Origin of the sequence: Pseudomonas sp. ES4 (assembly GCF_050586665.1) — a bacterium.
Taxonomy (GTDB): domain Bacteria; phylum Pseudomonadota; class Gammaproteobacteria; order Pseudomonadales; family Pseudomonadaceae; genus Aquipseudomonas; species Aquipseudomonas frederiksbergensis.
In genome coordinates this window covers 1-18,436 of sequence record NZ_JBOBDO010000005.1, presented here as the reverse complement: position 1 = coordinate 18,436, position 18,436 = coordinate 1, and the positions used below count along the sequence as shown (strand labels likewise).

General features: G+C 59.4%; 12 protein-coding genes and 1 pseudogene. 8 read left to right on the top strand and 5 right to left on the bottom strand.

Annotated features, from left to right (window positions below):
• Positions 1-58 precede the first annotated feature (58 nt).
• Together potE and ACQ4OB_RS07380 are read left to right on the top strand one after the other, a co-directional pair.
• A complete protein-coding gene (gene potE, locus ACQ4OB_RS07385) occupies positions 59-1,399 on the top strand; it encodes a putrescine-ornithine antiporter (protein WP_074876139.1) in 1,341 nt (446 codons plus the stop codon).
• 48 nt (positions 1,400-1,447) lie between these two features.
• Positions 1,448-2,356: an amino acid ABC transporter substrate-binding protein gene (locus ACQ4OB_RS07380; protein WP_430955381.1), complete on the top strand. Its 909-nt coding sequence runs from the start codon at positions 1,448-1,450 to the stop codon at positions 2,354-2,356.
• Positions 2,357-2,499: 143 nt separating this feature from the next.
• Here the strand turns inward: ACQ4OB_RS07380 and ACQ4OB_RS07375 are convergent.
• The 5 genes and pseudogenes from ACQ4OB_RS07375 to ACQ4OB_RS07355 all read right to left on the bottom strand — a co-directional run bounded on the left by ACQ4OB_RS07375 (position 2,500) and on the right by ACQ4OB_RS07355 (position 10,824).
• A pseudogene (locus ACQ4OB_RS07375) lies at positions 2,500-4,358 on the bottom strand (ABC transporter ATP-binding protein).
• A 118-nt stretch (positions 4,359-4,476) separates the two neighbouring features.
• Complete coding sequence (locus ACQ4OB_RS07370; protein ID WP_102615432.1) at positions 4,477-7,497, bottom strand: EAL domain-containing protein; 3,021 nt, start codon at positions 7,495-7,497, stop codon at positions 4,477-4,479.
• Positions 7,485-8,504 (bottom strand): substrate-binding domain-containing protein, encoded by a 1,020-nt coding sequence (locus ACQ4OB_RS07365; protein ID WP_102615445.1) that lies wholly within the window; start codon positions 8,502-8,504, stop codon positions 7,485-7,487. Before ACQ4OB_RS07365 ends, ACQ4OB_RS07370 begins: the two co-directional genes overlap by 13 nt.
• Positions 8,505-8,981: 477 nt before the next feature.
• Complete coding sequence (locus tag ACQ4OB_RS07360; protein ID WP_430955514.1) at positions 8,982-9,785, bottom strand: putative hydro-lyase; 804 nt, start codon at positions 9,783-9,785, stop codon at positions 8,982-8,984.
• Between the two features lie 91 nt (positions 9,786-9,876).
• A complete protein-coding gene (locus tag ACQ4OB_RS07355) occupies positions 9,877-10,824 on the bottom strand; it encodes a LysR family transcriptional regulator (RefSeq protein ID WP_430955380.1) in 948 nt (315 codons plus the stop codon).
• 266 nt (positions 10,825-11,090) lie between these two features.
• Here ACQ4OB_RS07355 and ACQ4OB_RS07350 point away from each other — a divergent pair, with 266 nt between their 5' ends.
• The 6 genes from ACQ4OB_RS07350 to ACQ4OB_RS07325 all read left to right on the top strand — a co-directional run bounded on the left by ACQ4OB_RS07350 (position 11,091) and on the right by ACQ4OB_RS07325 (position 18,285).
• Positions 11,091-12,353 (top strand): OprD family porin, encoded by a 1,263-nt coding sequence (locus ACQ4OB_RS07350; protein WP_430955379.1) that lies wholly within the window; start codon positions 11,091-11,093, stop codon positions 12,351-12,353.
• 132 nt (positions 12,354-12,485) lie between these two features.
• Positions 12,486-12,701, top strand: a complete 216-nt coding sequence (locus tag ACQ4OB_RS07345) for a TOBE domain-containing protein (protein ID WP_008145745.1) — start codon at positions 12,486-12,488, stop codon at positions 12,699-12,701.
• A 559-nt stretch (positions 12,702-13,260) separates the two neighbouring features.
• Positions 13,261-14,487 carry an RtcB family protein gene (locus tag ACQ4OB_RS07340; RefSeq protein WP_430955378.1) on the top strand — a complete coding sequence of 409 codons (1,227 nt, stop codon included), beginning with the start codon at positions 13,261-13,263 and terminating at the stop codon, positions 14,485-14,487.
• 378 nt (positions 14,488-14,865) lie between these two features.
• The gene (gene nirB / locus ACQ4OB_RS07335) at positions 14,866-17,427 is read left to right on the top strand and encodes a nitrite reductase large subunit NirB (RefSeq protein WP_430955377.1); all 2,562 of its coding nucleotides are present in this window, start codon (positions 14,866-14,868) and stop codon (positions 17,425-17,427) included.
• On the top strand, positions 17,427-17,804 hold the full coding sequence (gene nirD / locus ACQ4OB_RS07330; protein ID WP_008156769.1) for a nitrite reductase small subunit NirD: 378 nt from the start codon (positions 17,427-17,429) through the stop codon (positions 17,802-17,804). Before nirB ends, nirD begins: the two co-directional genes overlap by 1 nt.
• A gap of 40 nt (positions 17,805-17,844) precedes the next feature.
• Entirely contained in the window at positions 17,845-18,285 is a 441-nt protein-coding gene (locus ACQ4OB_RS07325; RefSeq protein WP_046046902.1) for a CBS domain-containing protein, read from the top strand.
• The last annotated feature ends 151 nt before the right edge of the window (positions 18,286-18,436 follow it).

Genomic DNA, 18,436 nt, shown 5'->3' with positions numbered 1-18,436 from the left:
GCGTGCTGCACGTTGCCGAACCCAGGTTCAAAACTTCGCACAAGGCAAGGAGTTTGCGATGGCTGATTCAAGCAAAAAAATGGGCCTGATGGGGCTCACGACGCTGGTAACAGTCAACATGATGGGCTCGGGAATCATCATGTTGCCCACTAATATGGCTCAGTTGGGGGCCGTGTCGCTGCTGTCATGGATTTTCACCGCAATCGGTTCGATGGCCATCGCCTACTGTTTTTCCCAGTGCGGCGTCTTTTGTTCGCGTTCAGGCGGCTTGTCCGCCTACACCGAGGAAGCCCATTCAAAGTCCGGTTTTTTCCTGTGTTCGTACCTGTACTTCCTGTCCCTGGCCATCGCCAACGTGGCCGTGGCCATCTCGGCAGTGGGCTACATGACGGCCTTCGTGCCCTGGCTCGGCACGGGTGCCATTCCGTTATGCGTCGGCACGATCGGGCTGATCTGGCTGACCACCTTCGCCAACTTCGGTGGCCCTGGCATCACCGGCAAGATTGGCGCTTTCACGGTGTGGGGCGTGATCATTCCGGTAGCCGGCCTGAGCATCATCGGCTGGTTCTGGTTCAAGCCGGATGTGCTGGCCGCCGCCTGGAACCCCAACAACCTGGCGATTTCCGAAGCCGTCAGCAAAGCCATACCCCTGACCCTGTGGGCATTCCTGGGCATGGAATCCGCAGCCCAGGCCACCGATGCCGTGGAAGACCCCAAGCGCAACGTACCGCTGGCCTGTCTGTTCGGCACCCTCGGAGCCGCGGTGGTTTATGTGCTGTCGACCACCGTCATCCAGGGCATCATTCCCAACGATGAACTGGCCAAGTCCTCGGCACCTTTCGCGCTGGTCTACGCCACGATGTTCAGCCCGATGGTGGGTAATATCGTCATGGCCCTGGCCGTCATGGCCTGTGTCGGCTCGCTGCTGGGCTGGCAATTTACCCTGGCGCAAACGGCCAAGATGACGGCTGACCAGAATCTGTTTCTCAAGCTGTTCAGCAAGGTCAATTCCATGAATGCGCCTGTCGTTGGCATGATCGTTTGCGGGGTGCTGCAGACCCTCATGGCTCTGTCGACCATCTCGCCCGATGCCGCCGCCCAGTTCAGCAAGCTGGTCAGCCTGGCAGCGGTCACCAACCTGATCCCCTATATCACCGCGCTGACGGGCCTGCTGGTGATCATGCACAAGGCAGGCGTCTCATCAGCAGTTCACACGCGTAACGTGGTGGTTTTGTTGATTGCAGTCACGTACTGCTTGTACGCCCTGTATGCCTGCGGCAAGGACGCAGTCATGGGCGGCACCCTGGTACTCGCGGTCGGCTACCTGCTTTATGGATTCCTCGCCAAGCGCTTCACCGAAGCGCCAGCCACCAACCAGGCCAGGGCCGTAAACCCTTAGGCGCTGCCAACAGGACTGCACAGACATCTGCATACGGGGAAACCGGACATGAACGTACCATTTGCCACAACCACCAGGCTGCTGCTTGCCCTCGCTCTCTCGACGCTGCCGCTGATGGCCGGCGCCGACACCCTTGAACGCGTGCGCAGCAGCCACACCTTTACGCTGGGTTACATGCCGGACCTGGCACCCTTCAGCAAGCAGGAAGGCGACAAGGCCAACGGTTATGCCATCGACCTGTGCCTGAAAATTGCCGACAAGCTCAAGAGCGAGTTGGGTCTGCCCGACCTCAAAGTGCGCTACCAGCCGGTACAAGTTTCGGAACAGGTCAGTGCTGTGAGCCAGGGCAAGGTCGATATCCTCTGCACGCCGACTCCGCCAACCCTGGAGCGGCGCAAGATGATCAGTTACTCCATACCGATCTATACCGCTGGCCTCTCAGTCGTGGTGCGCAAGGATGCTGCCGCGCCTTTGCTCAATGTGCTCAACGGCCAGGTCGCCTACACCGGTCCGACCTGGCGTGCCAGCATCAACAATGGTCTGGCCAACCAAACCTACGCGACCCTTGAGGGAGGAGTGACCGAAGACTGGATTCGCGAACGGATGCGCCTGCTCAATGTGATCGCCTCGCTGGTGACCGTGGACAACAATGACGAGGGCATCAAACTGGTCGCCGACGGTAAGGCCGATGCCTTTTTCTCAGAACGCATGCTGCTGCGAAACGAAATCACGAAGGAGGGCGCAGCCAGGAACCTGATGGTCCTGGACCGCATTTTCGAGTACTCGCCGGTGGCGATGATGGTGGATCGCAACGACGAAGACTTCCGCTTGCTGGTTGATACCGCCTTGAGCGAAGCCTATTCCTCCGGTGCCATAGAAAAGGGATACGACCAGTACCTGGGCGGTACCGACGATACGGTGAAAAAACTGTTCAGGGTTTATGCATTGCCCCGGTGACAATCGTCAGCGAAAGGCCGCCTGCATTACGCTTGCGGGCGGCCTTTTTATACGGCGCTCATCGTTCAATGAGCCAGCCAACGAGTTTTTCTGCAATCGGACTCAACGCCGCCACTTGCAGATCATCCCCGGGCCGTTCACGTTCATACCTGGTCCATAACCTCGGTCATCTCCCGGTCCTCACCCAGGAATCCGCCACTCTGATGGTGCCACAGCCGCGCGTAGATACCGTTCCTGGCAAGCAGTTCAGTGTGGGTGCCCTGTTCGACGATGCGTCCATCATCCATGACAATCAGTCGATCCATCGCCGCGATCGTGGACAGCCGATGGGCGATGGCGATGACGGTTTTGCCCTTCATCATTTCATCGAGGCTTTCCTGAATGGCCACTTCGACTTCCGAATCCAGCGCGCTGGTAGCCTCGTCAAGTAGCAGGATCGGAGCGTTCTTGAGCATCCCCGGGCAATGGCTATGCGCTGGCGCTGGCCGCCGGAAAGCTTGATGCCACGCTCGCCCACCAAGGTGTCGTAGCCGGTATGACCTTGGCGGTCACTCAGTTGGCTGATGAACTCATCGGCCTGGGCATTGATCGCGGCACTGCGGATCTGTGCGTCGCTGGCATCGGGTCGGCCGTAGGCAATGTTGTCGCCAATGGAACGGTGCAGCAGGGAAGTATCCTGGGTGACCATGCCGATCGCGCTGCGCAGACTGTCTTGTGTCACGTGCGCAATGTCTTGCCCGTCAATGCGAATCTGCCCGCCGTCGACGTCATAAAAGCGCAGCAGCAAGTTGATAAGCGTGGATTTACCCGCGCCCGAGCGGCCGACCAGGCCGATTTTTTCGCCCGGGCGAATGTTCAGGCTCAAGCCATCGAGCACCTGGCGTTCGCCATTGTAGTTGAAGCTCACATTGTCGAAAGTTACCGCCCCGCCAGCGGTCACCAGCACGCCCGCGTCCGGCGCATCCTGCACCTTGGGGCCGCGGGTCAGGGTTGCCATGCCATCTTGCACAGTGCCGATGCTCTCGAACAGCGAGGTCATTTGCCACATGATCCAGTGCGACATGCCATTGATACGCAACGCCATGGCGGTAATTGCCGCCACCGCACCTGTGCCGACTTCGCCCAGGTGCCACAGCCAAAGTGCATAACCGCCGGCGGCCATGAGCAACGCCACCACCAATGCCTGGTTGACGATCTCGAATTGGCTGACCAGGCGCATCTGGCGAAAACCGGTCTGCTTGAAATCCTCCATGGCCGCGCGCGCGAAGTGCGCTTCACGATTGGAATGGGAGAACAGCTTCACTGTCGTGATGTTGGTGTAGGCGTCTGAGATACGTCCGGTCATCGAGGAGCGCGCATGGGCCTGTTCCTGCCCGACTTTCCCCAAGCGGGGCACGAAGTAGAGCATGGCCAGGCCGAACAACACGAGCCAGGCAATGAAGGGCAGCATCAGTTTCAGGGCGAAGCCGCCGGCCAGCGCGATGATCGCGATGAAATACACCCCGATGCCGGGTGCGATCTCGATAAGGGTGAACAGCACGTCGCGCACCGCCAGCGCAGTCTGCATCACCTTGGTGGTGACCCGGCCGGAGAACTCATCGGAAAAGAACGAAAGACTTTGCCGCAGCATCAGGCGATGGAAGTCCCAACGCAGCCGCAACGGCAGATTGATCGCCAATATCTGGTGCTGCACCATGGTCCGCAACGCCACCAGCCCGATGCTGGCCACCATGACGATGCCCATCCCCCACAACACGCGACTTTCCTGCGCCGCCGCATCACCACCGGCTTGCCAGGTCGAGAGCAGATCCACGACCTGACCGAGGAAAGAAAACAGCCAGGCTTCGTAGATCGACACCCCGGCACTGAGCAGCGCAAACGCGAGAATATAGCCGCGGGCGCCCCGTGTGCATGCCCACAGGAACCGAGCCAGGCCCTCGGGTGGCGGCGGCACCTCGTCGGGCGGGAAGGGGTCGAGTTTTTGTTCAAATGCGCGAAGCATGGTGGTCTCCGAAACGATCAAGTTAAGGCGATTCTGCCATTTAAATGGTTGCCATGAGGGCTATGTGGATTGGCGGGTAGCGCTTAAGTCCGGGTTGGCGGGCGAGAGCCTGCGCAGTTCAATGCCTGGATATTGGGCTGCTTGGGCGATTTGCATCGCGTTTTCGCTTCACCGAGTCAGGGCTCGCAATGCGACTCGGTTGAGGTGAACGGGGCGTACGCAATAACAGGCTGATTTCCTCTGCGCAGACCGCAGTACTGAACACGTGGCCCTGAATTTCATCGCAACCGTTTTCACGCAGGAAGGTTTGCTGCTCTTCGGTTTCGACACCTTCGGCAATGACCTTCAGGTTCAGTGTGTGCCCCAACGAAATCACCGCGGTGGCGATGGCTTTGTCGTTCTCGTTGTCGGGCAGATCGCGTACGAAAGACTGGTCGATCTTGAGTCTCGCGATCGGGAAGCTTTTCAATGCTGCGAGGCTGGAGTAGCCGGTGCCGAAGTCGTCGATCGAGAGGCTGATGCCCATCGCTTGCAGTTCCTTCATTTTGCTGATGGCCTGCTGAAGGTCTTGCATGATCAGGCTTTCGGTCAGCTCCAGCTCGAGGTACTTCGGGTTCAGTCCGGTTTCTTGCAAGGCGTGCATCACCCGCTCGATCAGATCCCTTTCGACGAACTGGCGTGCAGAAATATTCACCGACATGGTGATTGGCGGCCAGCCCGCATCCTGCCAGGCCTTGTTCTGTCTGCATGCGGTATGAATCACCCAGTCGCCGATCGGCACGATCAACCCGGTCTCCTCGGCCTGCGGAATGAACTTGATGGGAGACACCATGCCGAGCTCGGGGTGTTGCCAGCGGATCAGTGCCTCTACGCCGATAATCTGACCAGACCGCAAATCCACCTGGGGCTGGTACAGCAGCAGGAACTCGTCATGGTTGAGTGCGTTTCGAAGCCCGTCTTGCATGACGAGCTTGCCCTGGACCTTGTTATTCATCTCGCTGGTATAGAATTGGTAACTGTTGCGACCCAGTTCCTTGGCCCGGTACATGGCAGCGTCCGCGTTGCTGAGCAACGTGTCGGTATCGCTGCCGTCGGCAGGGTAGGTGGCCAACCCCATGCTGCAGGTGACGTGCAGTGTATGCCCGCTGAGCTGAATCGGCCGCAGGATGGCTTCCTGGATTTTGTGCAGGGCCGGAGTAACACCGTCGAGGTCTGAGGGCTGGTCGAACAGGATGATCACAAACTCGTCGCCACCCAGTCGCACGACCGTGTCGGTACGGCGTACGCATTCCTGCATGCGCTGGGCGACGGTTTTCAGCAGTTCGTCTCCAGCACTGTGGCCAAGGCTGTCATTGACCAGTTTGAATTTGTCCAGATCGAGAAACACCACCGTCACCAGGCGGTCGTAGCGCTGGGCATACAGCATTGCCTGCTTGAGACGGTCTTCGAGCAGTGTGCGATTCGGCAGCCCGGTCAGCGCGTCATGGTCGCCCATATAGCGAATGCGCTTTTCGGTCAGCTGGCGTTCTATCGCAATGCCGGCAAGCGGTGTCGCCATGTCGATCAGTCGCGTCTCGGTCGAGCTGGGGCTGCGGACGGTGTTGGAATACAAGGCAAACGTCCCCAATACCTTTCGCTCATGGGACAGGATCGGCGTCGACCAGCAGGCGCGAAATCCATAGGGTGCAGCGGCTGAACGGTACTCCTCCCACAGCGGATCCAGCTCGATATCCGTGACGATGACCGGTTCTCGTCGATACACCGCGGTGCCGCATGAACCGACGTTCGGGCCGATCGCAATCCCGTCGATGAGCTGGTTATAGGCTGTCGGCAAACTGGGGGCCGCCCCGTGCAGCAAGTGCTTGCCATCCTCGTCCAACAACAGGATGGACACCATCATCCCCTCCAGCTGGGACTCCACCAGATGCGCCAGGCTGTCGAGGACCTCTGCAAGCTCGGTGCTCCTGGCGATCAGCTCCAGGACGTGACGTTGCCCGGCGCGGATGACGGCTTCTTGCTCCAATCGGCTGTTCTGCAGGGCGAGCCGCTCTGTGGCGATACTCAGTTGGACCGTTCTTTTTTCCAGCTGAAGCCGGTCCCTGAGGAACTGATTCACCGCGCGAGCCATGTTGCCGATCTCGTCCTTTCCATGTTCCGCCATCATCAAATGCGTTTTGTCAGTGTGTTCCTGACGCAATTGCCGGCTTATTTCATTCAGGCGCATCAGCACGTGACGGCCCATGAAGACCCGAGTCACGAACCAGGCGAACACCAGGCTGGCACCCAACATGATCAGCACCCATTGCTGGCTGCGATTTGAAGCTTCGACCAGACGCTGCAGAGCTTCTCGATAGTCTTCGGTGTATGCACTGGATTGCGCACGGGCCACCGCGACCAGAACCCCGGCCTCATTCTTCAGCTCCTCATTAACGCGCTGTATGACGTTTTGCTGATTGATGAGCCTGAGGCGCAGGGAGAAGAGATCGGGGGTCTGCACATTAGCGTCGGTCAAATTACCTGCGGTGCGTGACAGGCGTTCATATCGGGTCCGCAGCCGTTGCACGGCATCACTGTCAACAGCCTGCGGCAGATCGAAAAGTAACACCGCCAGTTCCAGGCTGGCCCGGGCCTGAGTCGCGGTTAACCGAGCGGTGTGATCCTCCATGGTTTGCGCGAAGGTGACCTCGGTTTGCAGCAGGCTTTCTCGCAGCTGCGCGACGATGTTGGCGGTATTGCGGAACATCTGACTCGACTGATGCATGTCGAGTATCGCCACGCCACTGTTCGCGGCAGTCAGCTGCTGCACCAGTCGATCGAGGGCTTCAAGCTGTTCGACGGTCGCCGCATAGCTTGAACGCAAGGTGTCCGGGGAGCGGGTCGTCAGGAGCTGATCGGTCTGGCGTTCGATCAGCAAGGTACGTTGCAGCATGTCTTGCCCGTTTTGCATGCGGACCAGTCGTTCATCCGTCAGCTGGCGGGTGGCGTTGTTCGATGTGCGCAAGGCGTAGACCGCCGTTGCACCACTCGCCAGGATCAGCAGCGCCAGCGTCAGAAACGCCAGGGTGAACTGTGCGCGTAGCGATTGCGGCAACAGCCGGCGTCCGAGCCGGGAAATAACGTCCAATGTCAGGGATTCCATTGGTGGCGATAGATGTCTCGATAGCCATTGTCAGGGTCGTACTGGAATTTCTTTCCGCCGTCGAAGGCAATATTGTCGGCATTGACCAGGTGAATCGGCGCGACGAAGCCGCTCACTGGCTGACCTGCAAACAGCCGGTTCAGTTCATCCATCACTTGCCAGCCATGCAGGTTGAGCGGCTCGGCCACAGTGACGGTCTGATAGGTTTTTGCCTGTATGCGCAAGAAAGCCGAGGCACTGCCATCACCGGCAGACAACAGACTGATGCCGTCGCTGGGTATTGCGGCGCTGGTCAATGAGGCAATCGAGTAATCGAAATAGATATCGTTGATGGCCAGCGTATGGGTCCAGCGCTTGCCAAAGCGCTGAAGCAGCTCCTTGGTGATCACCGGCATCTTCTCGCCACTTTCGGAAATCGCGACATCGCGCACTTCCAGCAATGTACATTCCCGACAGCCCCGAATGACGTTTTCCATGGCCTTGGCTTTCGCCATGGCGATGCTGTACTTGGAGTCGGTCAGGATGACCACGCCGGCGCGTCCGTTCGACTGTGCCACTGCCGCCATGGCCGTGAGGCGGGCCACTTCGAGCGGGTCGGTCGTGACGTTCATGGCCACCGGTGTGCCGTCAATCGGCCCGGGCCGTGCCCCGGCGTGCCAGGCAACCACCGGCACATCCCTCTTGGCGAAGAGGGCCAGCGCCGCCTTGTTCTCAAGGGCGTCGGAGCCGCACAGAATCAAGCCGTCGGGTTTCGCTGCCAGGGCATCGGAAAAGGCCTTTGCGCGCCCGGTCGATGATCCGGCGCCATCGAATATCTTCAGCGTCCAGCCCATCGCCTTGGCTGCCTCGCGAGCGCCTTGCGCGACACCGACAATGCCTCCGTTGCGTAAATCTTCTGCGACAAAGGCGATGCTCTTGCCGCGCAGGACTTGCGGGCCGGATTCAGGGCCGCTCCAGCGCACGGCTTCGAGGGTGGCTCTGGAAACGATTTCCTGCGCTTGGATCACCGTAACCGTGGCGATTTCGACATCCGCTGTGGTTGGCAGGTTCTGGCCGAATCCGGGAGTGGCGGTGAAAAGACAGAACAGCGCAATCGAAGCCCGCCAGAGTAGCCCGGGCCTGATCAGGCAAGTTCGATCACCGCATATGATGCCGGGTCTGGAGCCGATGGCGCGATCATAGTCTGGCATGGCGTCCCTTTTTGCCAAGAGTGCAGCGTCCACTGTCCGAAAGGATAGTCGGTTTCGCTGTCATCATGTCTTTTGTGGGTAATGTGCGCGAACTTTAGTCCCGAACATTCAGGAAATGGGACAGGGTCCATGGCACAAAACAAGGGACGAAGGCCAATCGCATCGTTGACTACATTGAGTGGTTTTACAAGGCTTCGACTTTGCTTAAACAACAGGCAAAAAAAATGGCACCCAAAACGCCATCTGTAGCTGCTACAGAGGGTGTCGTTCCTTGGTTACGGCACACCCACGCCTTTACAAAGCGCTGTTGCACAAATCCGTCACCAGCATGCAACCGGGGGCATGGGTGATGCACAGTGGCGGGCGTGAGGCCTGCACCACCGATTGAGGGGTCACACCGCAGGCCCAGAACACCGGTATCTCGTCAGCTTCAATGGGGACGGCGTCGCCGTAGTCCGGGGTGTCGAGCGTATGGATGCCGATCAGCGACGGATCGCCGATGTGCACGGGAGCGCCGTGGACGTTGGGCATGCGTGCGGTGATCTGAATGGCCTGGATGGCGGCAGCGGCTTTCATCGGTCGCATGCTGACTACCAATTTGCCGCCGAGGCGAGCGGTGGGGCGCGTGTCGATGTTGGTCTGGTACATGGCGACATTGCGGCCCAGATCGATGTGCTTGAGGGGGATGCCGGCATCCAGCAGCGGTTGTTCGAAGGAGAACGAGCAGCCGATGGCGAAGGCCACCAGGTCATCCTGCCAAAGGTGCTCGATATCCAGCGGTTCTTCGCTCAGTTCGCCATGGCGGTAAACCCTGTATCGGGGCACGTCGTGGCGAATATCAATGGCTGTTCCGAGATGGCGGAAATAAGGATCGCCCGGTTCGGTAATGTCGAGCAGCGGGCAGGCTTGACGATTGAGGGTGCAATACCTGAGAAACTCATTGGCCCAGTCACTGGGCAAAATCACGATATTGGCTTGCACCCGGCCTTGGCCCAGGCCGCTGGTGTGACCCTGATAGTGCCCGGCGGCGATGCTTTGGCGCAGGGCCTGAGGAGTGCTGCGCTGCAGTTGTTCGAAGGACAGGGCGGGTTGATTCATCATGGCGTCTCGGCAGGTTCGTTGAGCCTTTTTAGAAAACCGCGGTGATGCCGTCCAACAAGGAATGTTGTTGCCCCCAGACAACTAAAAGTTATTCAGGGGGCCGTCGGCTGTCGAGGCCGGGCGCCGCCACCATGAGTAACGGCCCGACATCCGCCGCGTATTGGCAGACCACCTGGCGGCTCATCTCGACGATGTTCTCGATCAGTTCCAGTCCGACCCCCGCGCGCCACGAGGCCACGACGTCCAGTTGCGGCAAGCGGCTGCCGGGGTCCAGCTGAATCAGCTCGCCGCTGGCCAACGGTTTGGCCACCAGTGCCGCGGGCAAGGCGCCAATACCGAAGCCGTCACGAATCAGCCGGGTCATGGCGGACACCGAGTTGACGCAACTGACACGCGGTGCGCCGATGCCATGGGCGTGCAACAGGTTGAGCACATCCTGATGCGGTCGTGAATGTTTGACGAAGGTGATGATCCGCTCGCCGGCCATCTCGGTGAGCGAGGCATAAGGTCGGGCGTAGATCGAATTGCTGGCGGCGATCCAGTGCATGGGGTAGTGCGCCAGTTCGAGGTTGCGCACGCTTTCGTGGCGGATCAGGTCCGTCTGGAAAACGATGTCCAGATAGCCCTTTTGCAATTGCTCGCAGAGATTGCGCGCGGCGTCGGCGGTGATCTCGATTTCCACGGCGGGGAAGGTCTGCATCAGGGTCGACATAAACGGGCTGAGCCAGGTGTGAATCACCGTATCCATCACGCCGATGCGCACCAATCCCTGCTGCGGGCTGGTGTTGTCCAGCGAGTGTTTCAATGCGCGCTGAACCTCAAGCATCTGCTCGGCGTAGTCGAGCACCTTGAGACCTTCGGGCGTCAGCGACACCCCCCGTGAATCGCGCACGAACAGGCGCAAACCCAGTTCGTCTTCCAGCGCGGCGATCCGGCTGGAGATCGCTGCCTGCGTGCTGAACATTTTCTCGGCGGTCAGGCTGAAGCTTTGCAGGCGGGCGACCCAGACGAAGGTTTCGAGGAATTTGAGGTTCATGGCGGTTCCCTTGGCGCTTATGGCTCTTGTAATGAAGGGGCGGGTTGCAATTGTTACTCCAGAGTCCGCCATCGCGGGCATCAAATTTTCTTATGCATAACCTCGTCTTTTTCCCGTTTGACGCCGTTCTGCCCCGGCACGAAGAATCCGCCCCACGACGCAGGTCGCTGCGTCTGCCCCCCACGACAACGCTTTCACAAAAAAACAATGAGGCGTGTCCGTCATCTTCCCTTGCTGCTGCAGGAACCTCTTCCATGGAAAAAATCATGACTGTCCACGTGCCTTCAAAAGCGGTGCGCACCTGCCCATTCAACGGGTACGCCTCGGCTGGCACATTGCTCGGCCTGGGTCTGCTCTGTGCGCCGGCCGCTCAGGCGGATTTCGTAGCGGACAGCAAAGGCAGCCTGGAAGCGCGCAACTTCTACTTCAACCGTGATTTTCGCCAGGACGGTTCGCGCGACAAGGCCGAGGAATGGGCCCAGGGTTTTCTGTTGCGGATGGAGTCGGGTTACACCGCCGGCACGTTCGGTTTCGGCCTGGATGTTTTGGGCATGGCCGGTTTCAAACTGGACTCCGGTGGCGGGACGGCGGGGACTAATCTGTTGCCACCGGCTTTGTCCGGCGGCTCACAGGATCGCTATGGCGAGTTAGGCCTGACGGGCAAAATGCGCGTGTCCAACAGCACCCTGAAATTCGGGACGTTGCAGATCAAGGACCCGGTGGTGAGCTCCAACGATACCCGTCTGTTGCCGAGCACGTTCAAGGGCGGGCTGGTGAATGTGCAGGAAATCGATCGCTTGAAGCTCACGGCCGGTCAGCTCACGCAGATCAACTTTGTCGACTCCACCGACTATCAAGACATGACCGCCAACCGCATCGGCGGGCAAAGCGACAAGTTTCAGTTTGCCGGGGCGGACTATCAGTTCCTGCCGAACCTGACCGCGCAGTACCGCTACGGCCAGCTGGAAAACATCTACCAGCAAAATTACTTCGGGCTGGTGCACACGCTGGACCTGGGCTCCGGGCAGTCGCTCAAGAGCGACGTGCGCTATGCGCGCAGCACCGAAGACGGCAACTTTCGTGATATCGACAACCAGGCCTTCGGCGCGCTGTTTACCTACAGCCTGGGCGGTCATGCGCTGGGCTTGGGCTATCAGCGCATGAGCGGCGACGATCCGTTTGCGTATATCGGGCGCAGCGATCCGTACCTGGTCAACTTCGTGCAGATCGGTGACTTCGCCAACATCGATGAACATTCCTGGCAGGCGCGCTACGACTACAACTTTGTCGCACTCGGCGTGCCGGGATTGACCTTCATGACCCGCTACATTTCTGGCGACAATGTGCAACGCACGGCGCCGGGTGAAGGCAAGGAATGGGAGCGCAACACCGATATCGCTTACGTGGTGCAGGACGGTTCGTTGAAGGGGCTGGGCCTTAAATGGCGCAACGCGTCAGTGCGTTCGAACTTCGGTAATGACCTGGATGAGAATCGCCTGATCGTCAGCTATACCGTGGCGCTGTGGTAGCGGTCGGACTTGTTATTCTATTAAAGAATAAGTAAATCGATATCTATTCCTTTTAATATTTATCCGTGAGGTTCATTTTGAAGGCCTGCACATTCGTGCGGATGTTCTCGACATCAGACAGGAAGCCTCATCATGACCATCAAAGCGATCAACGTCCGCAACCAGTTCAAGGGTGTCATCAAGGAAATTGTGACAGGTGAAGTGGTCTCCGAAATCGATGTGCAAACCGCCTCGGGCATCGTCACCTCGGTGATCACCACCCGTTCAGTGCGCGATCTTGAATTGAAAGTGGGGAGCGAGGTGATTGCCTTCGTCAAATCCACTGAAGTCTCGATCGCCAAGCTCTGAAAGGGGGCTATTCGTTTTTCCAGCAGAACCCGCCCCCTGCCCAATACCTGCGTTCGGCCTCTGGGAAAGGGGCAAGCAGAGCAAGATCAAAAGCCAGAGCCAGATCAGCAGCTCCCGACACCCATTGATCGTTCCCACGCTCTGCGTGGGAATGCATCCCGTGACGCTCCGCGTCACCCCTGCGCAGGACTCGAGCCTTGTGTCGACAGCGGAACGCAGAGCGTCCCCGGCGGCATTCCCACGCAGAGCGTGGGAACGATCAACACGCGCAGGCGTTGAGGAAACAGGCCGGCCGGTAGGCTGTCACGCTTTGTTTTTGACAGCATTAGCTCACTGAGCGGCGTTTCTGTTATCAGCGCTGACAGGAGAAAAGCATCGGCGGTTATTTCCAGTAAATAAATATGTCCACTTTTTTTCGCGAAGTAGGAAAATCAAAGCGGGCGCGTCTGCGGCTGTTCCTTTCTCGACAGGCGACCTGCCATGCCTGTTGCACCGACCTTTTTCACCCCAGGCGCCAGAACAACGCCGAACGATCGGCCAATCGAAAAGAATCAAAATCATGCAAGCCCATACCTATCAACTGCTGGAAGTCGCCAACGGCAAACCGATCAAGCTGTGGACCGAAGGCGTCCCGGTAGAACACGAAGCCAGACAGCAATTGATGAACACCGCCAGGATGCCGTTCATCTTCAAGCACCTGGCCGTGATGCCCGACGTACACCTGGGCAAGGGCTCGACCATCGGCAGCGTCATTCCCACGGTCGGCGCGATCATTCCAGCCGCTGTCGGAGTGGATATCGGCTGCGGGATGATCGCCGCGTGCACCTCGCTGACCGCCAGTGATTTACCCGACAACCTGCATGGCTTGCGTTGCGCGATCGAGAAAGCGGTGCCCCATGGCCGCACCATTGGGCGCGGCGTTCGGGACAAGGGCGCCTGGGACAGTGTTCCGCGTGAGGCGGACCGGGCCTGGGCGGCACTGGAACCCCGGTTCAAGGTGATCACCGACAAGTACCCGAAACTCGCCAACACCAACAACCGTGGGCACTTGGGCACGCTGGGTAGCGGAAACCACTTCGTCGAGGTGTGCCTGGATGAAACCGACCGGGTCTGGTTCATGCTGCACAGCGGTTCCCGTGGTGTCGGCAACGCTATCGGCAACCTGTTCATTCAAATGGCACAGGCGGACATGCGTCTGCACCTCGCCAACCTGCCGGACCGTGACCTGGCTTACTTTAAAGAGGGCAGCCGGCACTTCGATGACTACGTTGAAGCGGTCGGTTGGGCCCAGGACTTCGCCAGGCAGAACCGTGCGTTAATGATGCAAGCGGTGATTCAGGCGACCCGAAAAGTGATCAACAAGCCTTTTGAGGCGGCGCTGGAAGCGGTGAATTGCCATCACAACTACGTGCAGAAAGAGCGGCATTTTGGTCAGGAAATCCTGGTCACCCGCAAAGGCGCGGTATCGGCCAAGAAGGGCGAGTTGGGGATTATCCCGGGGTCGATGGGGGCGAAAAGCTTCATCGTTCGCGGGCTGGGTAACGAGGAATCGTTCTGCTCCTGCAGCCACGGCGCCGGCCGCACCATGAGTCGTACCAAGGCGAAAAGCCTGTTTACCGTCGAAGACCAGATCCGTGCCACCGCCCACGTGGAGTGTCGCAAGGATGCTGCCGTCATCGATGAAATTCCGATGGCCTACAAAGACATCGACCACGTCATGCACGCCCAGCGCGAGCTGGTGGAAGTGCTGCACACCTTGCGTCAGGTGGTGTGCGTAAAAGGATAGGAACAATGGAATTTCACCATCATCGAGTTGCTGACCTTTGTGCACTTTTATAAGGCCACGCAACACTGCGCTGCACTATGCGAAGGCAAATATCGGATGTTCTGGACCCCCTTGGCCCCTGTTTACCTATGCAAATGCTGCCAATCGCTGGCTGGCACAAAGTCTGCAAGACACTGTTCAGGCCCACTGTGACGCAGTCGAGTGGGCAGCCCCCTCGGTCAACGACGATCGATTGGCCGAGCAGGTCGTGGGCAACATCGGTGGTTCCGGCATAGATGCCTGACTTAGCACCGTAAATGAACAGGCAAAGACGCCTGGAACCGCAAGGTTTCAGGCGTTTTTTTTTGCTTTTTGAACAGCTATCGACGGGTGTCTCTTATGAATTCCAATGTTGCCACTTTGAACAAGCTGCAAACGCTGATCGTGATCGGCAATGGCATGGTCGGACATCATTGTGTCGAACAGCTGATCGAACGCGGTGCCCTTGATCACTATCGGCTGCACGTGTTCAGCGAAGAGCCAATGCGTGCCTACGACCGTGTGCACCTTTCCGAGTATTTCTCCGGCCGCGATGCCGAGTCGCTGGCCCTCGGCGAAGCCTCGCTGTACCAGACCCCGGGCGTCACGCTGCATCTGGGAGTGCCGGTGCTGGAAATCGACCGCGGACGCCGTCAGGTGATCACCGCGCAAGGTTGTGTCTCCTACGACAAATTGGTGCTGGCCACCGGGTCCTATCCGTTTGTGCCACCGATCGAAGGCGCCGAGGGCGATTCGCGGCTGGTGTATCGCACCCTTGAAGACCTCGACGCCATTCGTGCCGCGGCCAGCAACGCCCGACGCGGTGTGGTGGTCGGCGGTGGTCTGCTGGGACTTGAAGCGGCCAATGCCCTGAAAACCCTGGGGCTGGAAGCGCATGTGGTGGAGTTCGCCCCGCGCCTGATGCCGGTGCAACTGGACGAATACGGTGGCTTGGCGCTCAAGGCGCAGATCGAACGCCTCGGCGTCGGCGTGCATTTGTCGCGCGGCACACAATCGATCAGTGCAGGCGAGGAATACCGTTACCGGATGAACTTCGCCAATGACGAATTCCTTGAAACTGACCTGATCGTGTTCTCCGCCGGTATCCGTGCGCAAGACGCACTGGCACGTCAATGCTTGCTGGAAGTCGGCCCGCGCGGCGGCGTGGTGATTGACGACCAATGCCAAAGCAGCGATCCGAACATCTATGCGATCGGCGAGTGTGCCGCGTGGAATGGCAGCATTTTTGGCCTGGTCGCCCCGGGCTATCAAATGGCGCGCGGCGTTGCCGCACTGTTGTGCAACGAAACCGCCGAGCCGTTCATGGGCGCGGACATGTCGACCAAACTCAAGCTGCTGGGCGTCGATGTCGGTTCCATCGGCGACGCCCACGGCAGCACGCCGGGCGCGCGCAGTTATCAGTTCATCGACGAAACCACGGCCAGCTATCGACGCCTGGTGGTGGACGCGACGGGCAAGCACGTACTCGGCGCGGTGCTGGTCGGTGACAACAGCTATTACGACACGTTGCTGCAATACATGCAGAACGCGATTGCGTTGCCGGCCGAACCTGCCAGCCTGATTCTGCCATCCTCCGAAGGCGCGCCGACCCTGGGCCCGGGCGCGTTGCCCGAAGCGGCCACGGTGTGCTCGTGCCACAACGTCACCAAGGGCTCCATTTGCTCGGCCATCGACGGTGGCTGCACCGACCTTGGCTTGCTCAAGTCGCAGACCAAGGCGTGCACCGGTTGCGGTGGTTGTGCCGGGCTGCTCAAGCAGGTGTTCGAGCACGAGTTGATCGCCCGTGGCGTCAGCGTCGACAAGAGCCTGTGCGAACACTTTGCCTATACCCGCCAAGAGCTTTATGCGCTGGTGCGGGTAGAAGGGGTGATCACCTTCGAAGAACTGCTGGCCAAGCATGGCCGTGGCCACACCGGTTGCGACGTGTGCAAACCGGCGGTGGGGTCGATCCTCGCGTCGTGCTGGAACCAGCCGATCATGGACGCCTCGCTGGTGCCGTTGCAGGACACCAACGACACCTTCATGGCCAACATGCAGAAAAACGGCACCTATTCGGTGGTGCCACGGATCCCCGGTGGCGAGATCACTGCCGACAAACTGATCGCGATTGGTGTGGTGGCGAAGAAATACGACCTCTACACCAAAATCACCGGCGGCCAGCGTATCGACCTGTTCGGCGCGCAGTTGCATGAATTGCCGGACATCTGGGCCGAGCTGATTGAAGCCGGTTTCGAAACCGGGCACGCCTACGGCAAATCGACCCGCACCGTGAAATCCTGCGTCGGCAGCACCTGGTGCCGGTATGGCGTGCAGGACAGCGTGCAAATGGCCCTGACCATCGAGGACCGATACAAGGGCCTGCGCTCGCCGCACAAACTCAAGTTCGCGGTGTCCGGCTGCACCCGCGAGTGCGCCGAAGCCCAGAGCAAAGACGTTGGCGTGATCGCCACCGAGAAAGGCTGGAACCTTTACATCGCCGGCAACGGCGGCATGCGCCCGCGTCACGCCGAACTGTTCGCCACCGACCTCGACGATGCGTCCCTGATCCGCTACATCGACCGCTTCCTGATGTTCTACATCCGCACCGCCGACAAATTGCAGCGCACCTCGGTCTGGCGCGAAAGCCTGGAAGGCGGCCTCGATTACCTCAAGGACGTGATCATCAACGACAGCCTCGGGTTGGGTGAAGAGCTCGAATCGCAGATGCAACTGGTGGTCAACCGCTATGAGTGCGAGTGGGCCAACGCCCTCAAAGACCCGGAAAAACTCAAGCGCTTCCGTACCTTCGTCAACGATAAACGCCCGGACCCGGACATCCACTTTGTCCAGGAGCGCGGCCAGCGGCGCCCGATCATGGCCGCCGAACTCAACCTTATCCCTGTTACCGAGGAGATTGCCTGATGAGCCAGTCCAATACCCAACGCATCGATTCCCTGGAAAACCCCGAGGCCTGGCAAACGGTGTGCGAGCAACAGGACCTGGTCAGCAACTCCGGTGTCGTCGTCTGGCTCGATGGCGCGCAAGTGGCGCTGTTCTACCTGCCGGGTGCCGAGGGTCGGACCCTCTACGCCATCGACAACCATGACCCGCAATCCGGGGCGAATGTGATCGGTCGCGGCTTGGTCGGCAGCATCAAGGGTGATCTGGTGGTTGCATCGCCGATCTACAAACAGCATTTCCGCCTTGAGGACGGCAGTTGCCTGGAGTATCCGCAACAGCGTCTGCGTGTCTGGCCCGTGCGGTTGAACAGCGGCGTGGTGGAAGTCGGAGTGGCTTGAGCCTGGTCAACAGCATCGCGTATCCGCATCGGAGGCATTTATGAAAACAGCCGCACAATTGCTGAAACTCAAGGTCGTACAAAACCGCCAGGTGCATAGCATCGCGCCGGATGAAATGGTGCTTGAAGCGCTGAGGATCATGGCCGAAAAGAATGTGGGCGCGCTTCCGGTGATCGAGGCCGGGCAGGTGGTCGGGGTGATCAGCGAGCGTGACTATGCGCGCAAGGTCGTGCTGCAGGGGCGCTCTTCGGTGGGTACGCCGGTGCGCGACATCATGAGCGCGCCGGTGGTGACGGCTGACAGTCAGCAGAGTATCGAGCGTTGCATGGCGGTGATGACTGACAGCCATCTGCGTCATCTGCCGGTGATGGAGGGCGGCGAACTGATGGGGTTGTTATCGATTGGGGATCTGGTCAAGGAAGCTATCGTTGAGCAGGCGGATTTGATTCGGCAGCTGGAGCATTACATTCGCGGGCACTAGACCGGGCAGCGTCACTAAGGTTGGGGGACATATCCGTTGCTGCGGTGATGGCGACTTAGGGTTCCGCCCTTACGGCGGGTCACTTGGAGAAGCGCCAAGTAACCAAGCGCTCTTGCCCCTGACGTACGGTGCCTCGCCTAGGCTCGGCATG

Bases quoted from the DNA above. Each gene is read 5' to 3' on its own strand.
- ACQ4OB_RS07350 (WP_430955379.1), top strand. From the start codon at position 11,091: ATGACTGTCCACGTGCCTTCAAAAGCGGTGCGCACCTGCCCATTCAAC.
- potE (WP_074876139.1), top strand. From the start codon at position 59: ATGGCTGATTCAAGCAAAAAAATGGGCCTGATGGGGCTCACGACGCTG.
- ACQ4OB_RS07355 (WP_430955380.1), bottom strand. From the start codon at position 10,824: ATGAACCTCAAATTCCTCGAAACCTTCGTCTGGGTCGCCCGCCTGCAA.
- ACQ4OB_RS07325 (WP_046046902.1), top strand. From the start codon at position 17,845: ATGAAAACAGCCGCACAATTGCTGAAACTCAAGGTCGTACAAAACCGC.
- ACQ4OB_RS07380 (WP_430955381.1), top strand. From the start codon at position 1,448: ATGAACGTACCATTTGCCACAACCACCAGGCTGCTGCTTGCCCTCGCT.
- ACQ4OB_RS07370 (WP_102615432.1), bottom strand. From the start codon at position 7,497: ATGGAATCCCTGACATTGGACGTTATTTCCCGGCTCGGACGCCGGCTG.
- ACQ4OB_RS07340 (WP_430955378.1), top strand. From the start codon at position 13,261: ATGCAAGCCCATACCTATCAACTGCTGGAAGTCGCCAACGGCAAACCG.
- ACQ4OB_RS07345 (WP_008145745.1), top strand. From the start codon at position 12,486: ATGACCATCAAAGCGATCAACGTCCGCAACCAGTTCAAGGGTGTCATC.
- nirB (WP_430955377.1), top strand. From the start codon at position 14,866: ATGAATTCCAATGTTGCCACTTTGAACAAGCTGCAAACGCTGATCGTG.
- nirD (WP_008156769.1), top strand. From the start codon at position 17,427: ATGAGCCAGTCCAATACCCAACGCATCGATTCCCTGGAAAACCCCGAG.
- ACQ4OB_RS07360 (WP_430955514.1), bottom strand. From the start codon at position 9,785: ATGAATCAACCCGCCCTGTCCTTCGAACAACTGCAGCGCAGCACTCCT.